Source organism: Roseivirga seohaensis, assembly GCF_001592945.1.
GTDB lineage: Bacteria > Bacteroidota > Bacteroidia > Cytophagales > Cyclobacteriaceae > Roseivirga > Roseivirga seohaensis.
The window spans coordinates 96,557-108,918 of record NZ_LRPB01000048.1; the positions used below are offsets into that span (position 1 = coordinate 96,557).

11 protein-coding genes are annotated in these 12,362 nt (G+C 37.8%); 7 read left to right on the forward strand and 4 right to left on the reverse strand.

Annotated elements, in window-relative coordinates; all coding sequences use genetic code 11:
• Entirely contained in the window at positions 1 to 1,299 is a 1,299-nt protein-coding gene (locus AWW67_RS14940; protein ID WP_062302721.1) for a M56 family metallopeptidase, read from the forward strand.
• On the opposite strand, the gene AWW67_RS14945 is transcribed toward AWW67_RS14940, so the two are convergent.
• Positions 1,296 to 1,766, reverse strand: coding sequence for a hypothetical protein (locus tag AWW67_RS14945; protein WP_062302723.1), 471 nt, complete (start codon positions 1,764 to 1,766; stop codon positions 1,296 to 1,298). The two genes, AWW67_RS14940 and AWW67_RS14945, sit on opposite strands and share 4 nt — an antisense overlap.
• A gap of 69 nt (positions 1,767 to 1,835) precedes the next feature.
• Here AWW67_RS14945 and smc point away from each other — a divergent pair, with 69 nt between their 5' ends.
• Entirely contained in the window at positions 1,836 to 5,366 is a 3,531-nt protein-coding gene (smc, locus tag AWW67_RS14950; protein WP_062302724.1) for a chromosome segregation protein SMC, read from the forward strand.
• Between the two features lie 94 nt (positions 5,367 to 5,460).
• Positions 5,461 to 6,105 (forward strand): SGNH/GDSL hydrolase family protein, encoded by a 645-nt coding sequence (locus tag AWW67_RS14955; RefSeq protein WP_062303161.1) that lies wholly within the window; start codon positions 5,461 to 5,463, stop codon positions 6,103 to 6,105.
• Between the two features lie 95 nt (positions 6,106 to 6,200).
• Here AWW67_RS14955 and AWW67_RS14960 read toward each other — a convergent pair whose 3' ends face one another.
• From AWW67_RS14960 to AWW67_RS14970, 3 genes are read right to left on the reverse strand one after another with little or no spacing between them, the layout of a single operon-like run.
• Positions 6,201 to 6,746 (reverse strand): YceI family protein, encoded by a 546-nt coding sequence (locus AWW67_RS14960; protein WP_062302725.1) that lies wholly within the window; start codon positions 6,744 to 6,746, stop codon positions 6,201 to 6,203.
• 51 nt (positions 6,747 to 6,797) lie between these two features.
• A complete protein-coding gene (locus tag AWW67_RS14965) occupies positions 6,798 to 8,060 on the reverse strand; it encodes a hypothetical protein (protein WP_053224338.1) in 1,263 nt (420 codons plus the stop codon).
• Positions 8,061 to 8,064: 4 nt separating this feature from the next.
• Entirely contained in the window at positions 8,065 to 8,655 is a 591-nt protein-coding gene (locus AWW67_RS14970) for a YceI family protein (RefSeq protein ID WP_062302727.1), read from the reverse strand.
• A 278-nt stretch (positions 8,656 to 8,933) separates the two neighbouring features.
• Between AWW67_RS14970 and AWW67_RS14975 the strand changes: the two genes are divergently transcribed.
• From AWW67_RS14975 to AWW67_RS14990, 4 genes are read left to right on the forward strand one after another with little or no spacing between them, the layout of a single operon-like run.
• A complete protein-coding gene (locus AWW67_RS14975) occupies positions 8,934 to 9,554 on the forward strand; it encodes an RNA polymerase sigma factor (protein ID WP_245620823.1) in 621 nt (206 codons plus the stop codon).
• 19 nt (positions 9,555 to 9,573) lie between these two features.
• Entirely contained in the window at positions 9,574 to 10,317 is a 744-nt protein-coding gene (locus tag AWW67_RS14980; RefSeq protein ID WP_141655471.1) for an anti-sigma factor, read from the forward strand.
• Position 10,318: 1 nt separating this feature from the next.
• A complete protein-coding gene (locus AWW67_RS14985) occupies positions 10,319 to 10,951 on the forward strand; it encodes a hypothetical protein (RefSeq protein WP_141655472.1) in 633 nt (210 codons plus the stop codon).
• A gap of 2 nt (positions 10,952 to 10,953) precedes the next feature.
• Complete coding sequence (locus AWW67_RS14990; protein ID WP_141655473.1) at positions 10,954 to 12,282, forward strand: hypothetical protein; 1,329 nt, start codon at positions 10,954 to 10,956, stop codon at positions 12,280 to 12,282.
• Positions 12,283 to 12,362 lie beyond the last annotated feature (80 nt).

Genomic DNA, 12,362 nt, shown 5'->3' on the forward strand with positions numbered 1-12,362 from the left:
ATGTCAAAACACCCCGCTTTAGTATTGTTAGATTCGCTAAATAATGCGCTTCTATATGCATTAGAAACTGCCACATGTTTGGCAGTATTTTACTTGCTTTATCATTTTGTTTTGAGAAAAGAGAGCAGCTTCCAATACAATAGATTTTATCTATTGGCAGCCATACTTATATCTTTATCATTTCCATTACTTAAAGTGGGGTATAACCCTGAAAACACTCCAAGTGTATTAAATTCATTGCACAATGTGAGCAATGAAGTGAGCAAAGAGCCTATAATAGAACCGAAGGGTTTTTACTCCGTTACCGTAACAGCAAATTCTGAAAAACCCTTCTTAAGATGGTGGGAAACAGTTATTCTTGCTTATATGATTGGAATGATTGCTTTAGCTTTAAGGCTATTTATTCAGATGAGATCTTTCAGGGAATTTCTATGGTATAAAAGACACAATACCCGATTTAAAGATGGTTACTTTATGGTAAAGACGGAAGGTTCAATGCCTACTTTCGCGTTCTTTAAATACCTGATGTGGGACGATAGTCAAAACCTTTCTGAAGCTGAACAAAAGCAAATATTGGATCATGAGAAAGTGCATATTAAGCAAAGGCACTCTTATGACATAATGTTAATGGAAGTTCTTAAAGTGTTTTTCTGGTTCAATCCATTTATCTACTTGTATAGAAATTTAATCGAAGAAATACACGAATATGAAGCAGACAGAACAGCTGTAAAAGCCAATGGACAAGTGGCTTACACTAGGCTTCTCGTAAAACTAGTATTTCAAAAAATGGGAATTCCGCAAGGAAGCTTCTTTGCTAAAAGCAAAACTCTGAAGAGGGTAAATATGATTACTACTCAACGGAAAATCAATTGGTTCAAATTATTGATTCCAATTCCGGTAGTAGCTCTGCTATTCTTTATTTTCTCATGTGAGGCTGATTTAAAAACCGAATCGGTAACTATTTCTGAATCAGCTTATGTTTATGCCAGCTTTGGAGAAAAGGATTTAAAACCAACCCCAAAAAACGGATTTAATGACTGGAAAGACTATTTACTTGAAAACATTAAATACCCCCAAACCAAACCCCAAGGGCGATTGGAAGGAGAAGTGAGTGTTTCGTTTATTGTAAATGAATTGGGTGAAATCAAGGATGTAAAGTTAGAAGAAGGAATAGGAAGAGATTTTGATAATCAGGTATTGAATGCTATCAAAAAATCACCAAAGTGGTCGCCAGGAGTTAAAGGTGGATTTGCTATTCCAACTAAAATTGAAATACCCGTAACTTTTAAAGCTTCTTAATACTTTCGGTTAAAAATTTCACCCATTACAAAGGCCTTTCGAGCACCGTCTGTATCGCCAATTAATGCGGCATAATCCGTTCTTTCCACATCTTCCTCTTCGGGTTCGTGAAATACAACTACTGGGCTTTCTGTGCGTTTTTTAGTACCGTAAATCTTATTTGCTTCGGAATAAATAGATTTTCTTGATTGAGCTGGCTTAACCTCTTCAATCACACGAGTTGTTGGTTCTTCGGCAATAAATGGTTTAGGCTCTTCTTTTACTTTACGTTGACCAGTAAACTGCTCAAGCAATTCTTCAAAAGTAGGTTGTTGATTACTAGGGACTGGCCCCACGGTATCTCCTCTCCTCTCTGGTGCTGAAGACGATTCACCTGCATTTTTCTTTTGGCCTTTCTTTTTTGCTGTAAAAACAAAGTAAAGAATAGCAAAAGCGATATAGAGTAAGTTTCCTGAGTCAAATTCCATGCTATTAGCAAATCTAAGAATTAATTCTAATTTTGCTTACTAAGGTCGATTTTTCGCAATCCTCACTCAATGCAGCTTACAAAATTAGAAATCAAGGGCTTTAAAAGTTTTGGTGATCGCATAGTCATCAATTTTGATGAAGGTATTACTGGTATTGTTGGCCCAAACGGTTGTGGCAAATCAAATGTTGTGGATGCAATCCGTTGGGTATTGGGCGAGCAAAAAACAAGGATGCTGCGTTCCGAAAAAATGGAGAACATCATCTTCAACGGAACTAAGAAAAGAAAGCCTACTCAACTGGCCGAAGTTTCATTGAGCTTCAAAAACACTAAGAACCTCCTTCCTACAGAATATACAGAAGTAACCATCACCAGACGCTACTACAGGTCTGGCGAAAGCGAGTACCTTTTAAATGGGGTTAGCTGCCGACTCAAAGACATCAATGAATTGTTCATGGATACTGGCATCGCATCGAACAGTTATGCGATTATCGAGCTTAAAATGGTCGATGACCTTTTGAACGATAAGGAAAACTCTCGAAGAGACCTTTTCGAGGAAGCGGCTGGGATTTCAAAATTCAAGAAGAGAAAAAGGGAAACACTTAAAAAGCTTAAAGACACCGATGACGATTTAGACCGGGTAGAGGATTTACTTTTTGAGATCGAAAAGAACCTCAAGTCATTAGAAAAGCAGGCCAAACAAGCCATAAAATACTACGAGTATAAAGAAGAGTATAAAAACTTAAGTGTTCGACTTACTCGAAAAACGGTAGAAACACAGAACAATAAACTAAAGTCGCTTGAAAAAGAAATTCAGCAACTGAACGATAAAAAAGTTGAGATCAATCAAATGATGTCAACACAAGAGGCGGCCATCGAAAAAGGGAAGGCCGACCTTATTGTGAAAGAAAAGCTACTTTCTACCCGCCAACGAACCCTGAACGAGCACGTAAATAAAATCCGTCAGTTTGAAAGCGACAGAAAAATCAAAAATGAAAGGCTCACCTTTCTTCAAGACAAAAGCGACAATCTTCGAGAGCAATTAGAAGCAGATAAAAAAAGTAATGAGCGTGCGGCTTTCAGTTTAGAAAGCTTAAAAAACGAGAAAGAAGTTGCCGAAAAAGATTTAAAAGCAGCCACTTCTCAAATAGAAAGCTTAAAAGCTGCCTTTGAAGCACAACGCACTGCGGCTCAAGAAGCACAAGCCAGTTTTGACCAAAAAAGTAAGGCCTTTAACGAAAAGCGCGAGACCCTTTATAACCTTAAGAAGGAGATTGAAATCAAGGAAATTCAGCTCCAAACCTTGAATAGAGAATTAGAAAAAACTACCTCAGATACTTCCGAGCAATCTGCCAATCTTGAATCCTTTGATTCCAAACTAGAGGAAATAGGGGTAATTCTTGAGCAAAAGAAAAAAGACCTTGAAGCGAAGAAAAATCAGGAGGAAAAGCAGCGCACTTCTATTGAAAGTACAGAAGAAACAATCAATGTAGTTCGTGAGAAATTAACGAAACTGAGCCGTAAACTCGATTCGCAGCGCAACGAGTATAACCTAACCAAAAGCTTGGTTGAAAATCTTGAAGGTTTTCCGGAAGCCATAAAATTCTTAAAAAAGAAAGCCAGTTGGAGCAAAAATGCCCCACTCCTTTCCGATATTCTTACCTGTGACGATCGCTACCGAATTACAATAGAGAATTACTTAGAGCCTTACATGAACTACTATATTGTAGACAATGAAAGGCAGGCTTTTGAGGCCGTGAATATTTTAAGTGATGCCGCAAAAGGCAAAGCAAACTTCTTCGTTCTCGATGCTTTTGACAGGTACGAAGCCCCTCAAGCGAAACTCTATCAAAATGCCGTTCCAGCCACAGAGATTGTGGAATACGAACCGAGATATAAGCGTTTGATCAGTTTTATTCTGGAAAATGTATTCGTCATTGCTGGTGGGCCTGGCGAAATCCCTATTGATGAAGATGCTGTTTTCATTACCGAAAGTGGCAAATACACTAAGCGTAAATTCAGCATTTCTGGCGGTTCTGTGGGACTTTTTGAGGGCAAAAGAATTGGTCGCGCTAAGAACTTAGAAAAGCTTCAAAAGACAATTAAAGAGCTAGAAACTCAAATTGCAGAGGTTAAGGAAAGGCTTGATGAAAAACAGAAAGAGCTGGCCCATTTAAAGTCGAGCAGTTACAGAACTGAAATAGACAGCCTACAAAAAGAATATAGTCAGGTAAACGAAGAGTTCATTTCGGTTAAAACCAGAAAGGAACAGCTTGGTCAGATGTTAAGTAGCAACGCCAACCGAAGAGAGGACATTACCCGAAACATTGATAATATTTCTGCTGATTTACTTGAGTTAAGACCAGAAGTAAAAGATGCTGAAAGAAGCTATATAGCGCTACAACAAGGCATTGGTGAGCTAGAGGTTACGGCCAAAAAAGAAAACGAACTACTTTCAGAAAAGTCGCAGAAATACAACGAAATAAACATCCAATTCCATCAAAAACAGAATAAACTTCAGTCTGTTACCCAAGAGATTGACTACAAGCAAACTGCCTATGACGGAAGTAAGTCAAGAATTGAAAAGAATCAGGTAGAATTAGAGAGAAACGAAACAGAAATCAAGCGTTTGATCGATACCACCGAAAGCAATGATGATGAACTCATAGGGCTTTACGATGAAAAAGAGAGCATCGAAAAAGGGGTAAACGAATCGGAAAAGGAATATTATGCCCAGCGCGGCAACATTGATGTGTCGGATAAAACCTTACGTGAATTGCGCCAAAAGCGCGAGCAAGCCGATACTATTTTAATGGAGTTTCAATCTAAATTGAATGAAACCAAAGTTGAACTCAGTGCTGTAAAAGAGCGATTGTCTGTAGAATTCAACATCGACTTGAATGCTCTTCTGAAAGAAGAGGTTGAAGAGGAAGACCACACACCAGTGGAAGAACTTCAGGCTTTGGTTCAAAAAGTAAAAGACAAAATTGAACGCATAGGCCCGATCAACCCTATGGCAATGGAAGCCTACGAAGAAATCAAAGAACGCTACGATTTTATCACTGTTCAGAAAAATGATTTAATTGAGGCAAAAGGCTCGCTAATGCAAACCATCGATGAAATTGACACAGTAGCTAGAGAAACCTTTCTTTCGGCATTTGGTCAAATCAGAGATAACTTCATCAAAGTTTTTAGGTCTTTATTTACCGATGAAGATGATTGTGAGCTGAAACTGGTGGATCCAAGTAATCCGTTAGAATCGGCTATTGAGATTATGGCCAAACCAAAAGGAAAGCGACCTTTGAGTATTAATCAGCTTTCGGGGGGCGAAAAAACACTAACTGCGACAGCACTATTATTTTCCATTTACCTGCTCAAACCAGCTCCATTCTGTATTTTCGATGAAGTAGATGCTCCGTTGGATGACGCCAATATTGATAAATTCAACGAGATCATTAAAAAATTCTCAGCTGATTCTCAATTCATTATAGTAACCCACAACAAGAGAACGATGATCAGCACTGATGTAATTTATGGCATCACTATGATTGAGCAAGGGGTTTCTAGAGTTGTGCCTGTAGACTTACGAGAGTTGGTGTAGTCGTTAGTTTTCTTAATTTTATTGAAAAATAAACATTATGAAACAAAGGCTTCCTCTATTAGCATTGTTAGTTATTTTCATTACCCTTTTAAGCATGAACTCATTAACTGCTCAAAAAACTGATCACCAAACCGCTGCTAAAACCTATTTAGCACTTGGCGATTCTTATACCATTGGTGAAAGCGTGGCTGAATCGGAACGCTGGCCTATGCAACTTGCAGCACGCTTGGTCCATGAGGGGATTCCAATGAAAGACCCAAAAATCATTGCCAAAACAGGCTGGAGAACCGATAACCTAAAGTCCGCCATTGAAGCAGATAACGAACTTTTGGAAAGCTATGATTTAGTATCACTATTAATCGGAGTGAATAACCAATACCAAGGAAAATCGGTAGAAAGCTTTGCTCCTGAATTTGAAGAACTTCTTCAGATCGCTATAAAATATGCGGGAGGAAAAAAGGAGAATGTTTTTGTAGTATCAATTCCAGATTACGGAAAAACACCCTTTGGAGCAGCCAAAGAAGAGCAAATAAAAAAGGAACTGGATGCTTATAACAAAGTCAGTAAGAATATTGCTAAGAAATATGGAGTAGCCTACTACAACATTACCCCTATTTCCAGAATGGCGAAATCTCACCCAGAACTTATCGCAAACGATGACCTCCACCCTTCGGGTAAAATGTATACCAAATGGGTTGAATTGTTTGAGAAGAAGGTGGAGAAAATGCTTAAAAAATGAGAAAAATGAGCCAATTTCTCTTTATTACGATTTCATTGTTTATCAACCAGTAGAAAGCTAAAAAAGTGAAGATTAAAGAAGTTGAGAACAATTCTTTACAACTTCAAACTCAATTCAATGATCAGTTCGTCTTGCACCTTGATTAAGCCAAAGAGCTTTTTAGGAGGGCTTAAATCGAAATGATCTAAAGAAATGGTGATTTCAGAGAACAGAAACTCCCCTTCTTCATCTTTATTAATGTCAAAAGGAATATGCTCCATTTTCATTTTTTTACCGGTGAGCATGATCCATATATCCCCAAAGTACTGTTGACCAATTCGTTTAAAATCATCAAGCTTTACTTCGATGTGTGGGAATTCATCAGATTTTAATGTTTTCCCAAAGTCTCTATCCAACATTCTATTCCCACAATCAAAAGAGGCCACAGGAATAGATAAATCCATTAAAGATTCTGCATTTGGTACTTTTGAAAAGCTAACAGTATCTTGATCATGCTCATTTTGGTAAGTGCAAGAAAACCTCCCGAAAGAGGTTTTTCCTTTAATAAGGACTGTCTTCCTCATCACTACCAAATACTCTTGTCCGGTAAGTGTTATTGAAGAAAACAGTCCTAAAAATATTATGATGATCAGTTTCTGCATTCAGCTTAAAGCTTATGTTTTTAAAAGTGAAATCCAATCATTGTTAATTCACTAGAAGCTAATTGCGGCTTCCAAAACAACTCCATTAAACTTACCATCTTGGAATCGGCTGTTGGCAAAACCAGCACCAGAGTACTCTTGATTAACATATTCTAGTTTCACCAAAACGTTGTTAGTCATAAACCAGCCTCCACCAAGATTCATTCGGCTAATTTCGTTTGTGCTTGCCAAATCGCTTTTCTCACCACTTACATTATTATAGCGCCCGCCAAAGTACCATTGCTCGTTCATTCCAAATCTATAAAGCCCTTCTAAGCCAACCTGAGTAAAGCTACCTCCAACTGCATCGTTGCCGTTATTTACAAACTCCATTACTCCAAAAAACTCTAATCCTTTAAACTTAACAAATGGGTTAAACTGAATGGCTGTTTGAGAACCAAAACCTGGGTTAAATCTTGGGTCGAAATCTGAACCACCGTTAGCTACTGTGGCCAAAGTGCTATAGTATCTACCTCCGGCTCTGTCGCCACCGTAGATATAGTCACGGGTACTTTTGTCTGAACTTGAATATAATGAACCTGTCAATCTCAATCTTAGGTCGTCATTCATTTGTTTGTCCCAACCTACTTTACTGTACACAACCATGCCGTCATCACCTTTTACTGGGCTTTGATTTAATCTACCATTGGTTACACCAGCAACTAAAATAAAATCAGATGGCTGTAATGTTACTTCAAAGAAAGGTTCAGTAGTAAAGGCATCCATAATATAGTTACTCACAAATGGATTGTAAATAGTCATGGCATTATCCGATCTTCTGAATTGTGCATCTCCGTAATTGATCTGATCCATACCTACACGAATGGTTGCGATTTCCATTAATTCTGAAAGAAATCCTTCTTTGATAAAATCGAGTTTATCCATCTGTAGATATCCACCTTTTACATAAGATTCAGTATGGTGACGTGATGATAAATAGGTTCTTAAATGTAAGCGCATACCATCTGCTAGTTGAACATCAAGGTTCAGGTTAGCGGTTGGTAAACTAAAATTGGAAGCTAAATCAACCAGCGGATCACCAACAATAGAGTTTTCATGACTCAAGCCCTGAAATTGAAGTGCAAAATCACCCCCTACTCTTACATTAATTCCTTCAAAAATTACGGTATCTGCTTTTGAGGTTTCAAATACGTTTATGCCTTTCTTTCCTGCATCTCTCCTAAACTGTAAAGGTGAGCGCAAATCTACTTGAGCAAAACTCGCTACACTGCTCAATAAAAACAGTGCTAGAAATGTCGTTTTAAAATTCTTCATGGCTTTATTGTTTTTGGTTTTTGAATGTTAGATTGAATTCAACAATGACATCGTCACCGGTTTTAATTGTTCCCATCAATGCTGTAGGAGGATCAATTTTAAAATCTGTCAGTTTAAAAGCTGAAGTGCCTGATACTGTAATTGTGCCTGTTCCTTGAACAGTCTCAACTTCAAAAGTGACTGGCTTGGTAAATCCGGCAATAGTCAGATCTCCCTTAACAAGGCCTTTACCTGCTTGTTTTGCTTCAAAAGCCGAGAGTTTAAATTCAATCCAAGGAAAATCTTCTGTTTTGAGGGCCTTATAAGCATTTTTATCCATTCCTCTTTTTCCACTCTCTAAGGCTTCAGCCCTAAACTTTACTTCAGCTTTTTGAATATTGATAATTCCGTTAGTCTGCGTCAATACACACTCACCTTGGCCGTCAGTAGCCTCCATATGCCAATCGTGCAATGATGAAGTACCCTTCACCGTAAATTTCTGATTGGATTTCACCAAACTGTATTGTTCTTGTGCGCTCAGAACACTATATGACATTGTCATAAGCATAATGAGCATTAATCTTATTGTGAATTTTATTGTAGTGTTAACCTTCATAGCTCTAGGTTTTGGTAACAATACAAAGGTCAAAAACTAATTACCCTTTTTGATTGATGTGTATCAAGGCAGGTCGTGACTTTAGACACCTTTAAACATGATCTAGGTCATAATACTGGAATCGACATTTTACCTCAAAAAAGATGTTCTATAGTAAAATTCAATACATTGAAGTGATGACTCCTTATGTAGTAGCTTTGAAGTCCGAAGGATTCTTTAACTTCCTTCAAACTTTTTAAAAGCTTATTTCATCATAAATTCAGGAACACGATAATCCAATGAAGGAAATCAACCTGATGCCACAAACCAACTTCTTGATTACCGCTGCAAAACAGGGGGATGCTATTGCGCTGAACCAACTGGTGAAACAATGGTATAAGCGTATTTACAACTTCGCCCTAAAATATTTTGGCGACCATGATCAAGCAATGGAGGTGACTCAGAAAACCTTTATCAGCATGAACAAGAACCTGAAATCCTTACAAGATGAACGCAGGTTTAAACCTTGGCTCTATAGGATTGCTTCCAATTACTGTCATGAAGAAGCCCGAAGACAAAAGGCAAAATGGGTTTTTCCTTTTATGAAAGTTCAGTCGAAAACCGATCAGGAGTTTATTCATAACACCAAATCGACAGACAGGAATAGTGACCCAGAAAAGGAATTCGGCAGTATGGAATTAAAAGAAGTATTGAAAAAAGCCTTGGCCGAATTACCAGAAGAACAACGACTGGTAGTGATTATGAAAGAATATGAGGGGCTGAAAATAAGAGAGATTGCCGAGGCGATGGACATTTCGGAAAACACAGTTAAATCTCGCTTGTATTATGCACTAGGTTCCTTAAAAAAGCTTTTGGCCCAATGGAACATTAACCAAGAAACAATTCATTATGAGCTATAAACCAACAAACGAAGATCTTATGGATTATCTCTACGATGAGATCAGTCCAGAGAAAAAAGCTCAGATCGATGATTATATGAAATCTCATCCTGAGGCAAAAGAAGAACTGCAAGGGCTTGAAGCCACCAGAATGGTGATGGCCGATTTGAATGATGAAGAACCCGAGTCTATTCCTTTTATGATGCCGCAAACGAATAGTGAATGGCTCTACTGGAGGAAGTATGTGGCTGTAGCCGCTACAATTCTGCTCGTTATTACCGCAGGTTGGGCTTCTGGTTTTTCAATTCAGTATAACGATGATGGGCTTCAAATGGCTTTTGGCGATATCCAAAACGGGCTCACAGAGCAACAAGTCGCTGATATTGTAAATAATGATCGCCAATTGATGCTCGATTATATGCAAACCAGTTTGAAATCTGTGCAAGACAGTATCGGTAATGAAATGCAAGTTCTACAGGCCAATATGAGTTCAGAAGAAGTAATCAAAAAGGTATTTGAGCAAGAAAAAAATGATTTGATGTATCAAATGGCTTCGCTGAATGATAAACTCGGAGGCGATTATCGAGATATGCTAAGAGAAATTGTTGTGGCCTTTTCAAACAATTGGGAAAGTCAGCGCATCGAAGATTTAAGAAACATTCAAGCCGCATTTACCAACCTTGAAGATGCCACCATCAACAAGCAACTAGACATTGAAGATGCAATATTAACCCTTTCTGAAAAAGTGAATATCATAGCCGCAAACAACCCAAACAAAAAGTAAAATGGTCAAAAACTCAAAATATCTGATTTACCTCCTTGGTCTGGTGGTAAGCATAAACGCACAAGCCCAACTACAACAAAATGGCTTGAGCCCAATCAAAAGAGACTTAGAAATTACTAGAGTCACTTTTGAAAACTTCCTCAAACATTATGACGATGCAGTGCTATTGAATAACATAAAAGAAAGTGAAGCGGATTATAAAGACGGCAAAGGCGTTGAGATTCACTTTGAAGCTTATAATGCAAACATCTATATAGCTACGGCATCGGCCAGATTCGGCAAAAATGATTACGAGGTACTCGACACATTTTACACCGATGAAATCATCAGCCTTCAACAAAAACGATTAGAAGAGGCTACCAAGAAATTTATCAGGGATTTCTATTCTTATCTACCTCAGCTAAAACCAAATGAAGAATTCAGGTTTGTTTTTCACATTGAAGACAGCAAAATAAAAGTAGATGGAAAAGAACTCCCTCCTTCTCCGAAATCAGCAAAGCGAACATACATGTTAGAAGCAGTTTGGAAAATGAGCGACATAGCGGCTTTCAGTAAAGGAGAAATCAACGAAAGTCAATTATCAAACAGAATCAAAATCGAAAAAAAAATAACACTCAAAATATCAAAATCATGAAAATGAAAACAACAATCAAAGCACTCGCCTTAGCATCTCTAATGATGTTTGGCGGCTCATTAAATGCACAACAGTTCGTTAGCACTACTGGGTCAACAGTGGTGAGCGGGTTTCCTTCCCGAGACCAAGACTTATCTAAACTTCCTAAAATGGAGCGCGACATTATCATTCTTCAAAACGTGTTGAGTGATATGTTTCGAAACTCAGACAGCCCCTTTTACACATCATCTACCGGAGATATAAAGGGCATTCATATTCCAGGCAAAGGGGTAATTTTCAATGTTGGAAATGATGGTCTATTTGGAAGAGTGATTTTTGCTCAAAGTACGAATTTAGATGTAAAATCAACCAAAGAGAAAAAGGAAACCGACACAGAAGAAGTCAATATAGATCAATCTAACAAAGAAAGAGAAAACGAACTCAAAGAACTCTCTAAAGAATTCTTACTCAACTATGGCAGTATTCTTTCTGATTTAAAAGACAACGAGCAAATTATGCTGAATGTAAAATATTCGCCCATTAGTGAAAATAGCAGAAAGGCGAATCAAGGCGAAAATATTGTGTTTTTAAATACTAGAGGTGGATCAAATACAAAGCGTATCTCATCTTCCATTCAGTTTAAAGATTTAAAAGATGTATTGAGTGGAAAGCTTTCTTTTGAAGCCGCCAAAGGCAAGATAACTACCAAGGTAATGGACGATGAAACAAAGGAATCGTCTGACACTAAAATTATGGCAGGCATTCTAGACGACCTATTTCAATCTACTTTTGACGGAACCTATAGAAAAACAAGCAATACCAGCTATACCTATTTTGAAGGTTTTGGATTAATGTACAACATAGGTTTATCATACAATACAGGGGGAACAAATGCCCGAATAGCTTTTTATAGCACTCAACGAGCAGAAGTTGTCAAAGAAGACACAGAGGAGAAAAAGAAAGAAGAAGAGCAACTCAATAAAATTGAAGAGTCTTTCGATGATTTGATTGAAATGGCAAAAGAAAGCCTAATTACTTACGGGCGTACTTTACGTAGTGTAAAAAGCGATGAGGTGATCATTCTCAACTTGAATTTCAGTACGTTTTTCAGTAAAAGCACACTTCCAAAATCTGTTCGTATCTCAGTCAACAAAAGCCAGATCGATCAATTTTCTAAAGGAAGCATTAGCATAGACCAACTAAAGAAAGATATTGATGTAAAGAAGCTGACTTCCAGTATTAACTCCGTAGCTGAAGGGGTTTACTTTTACGAACCAAGCGCAGTAGGCACAGGAGTAACTTATGATAAAGCTAGAGCGATTATTAAAGGTCAAGCAGAAGGCAAAAATTAGTTAGAATTTCAGAATAAGGTCAAAGCAATAAGTGGTATGATGCAGTTTCATGCCACTTATTTATTTTTTAAGGCGAAGTG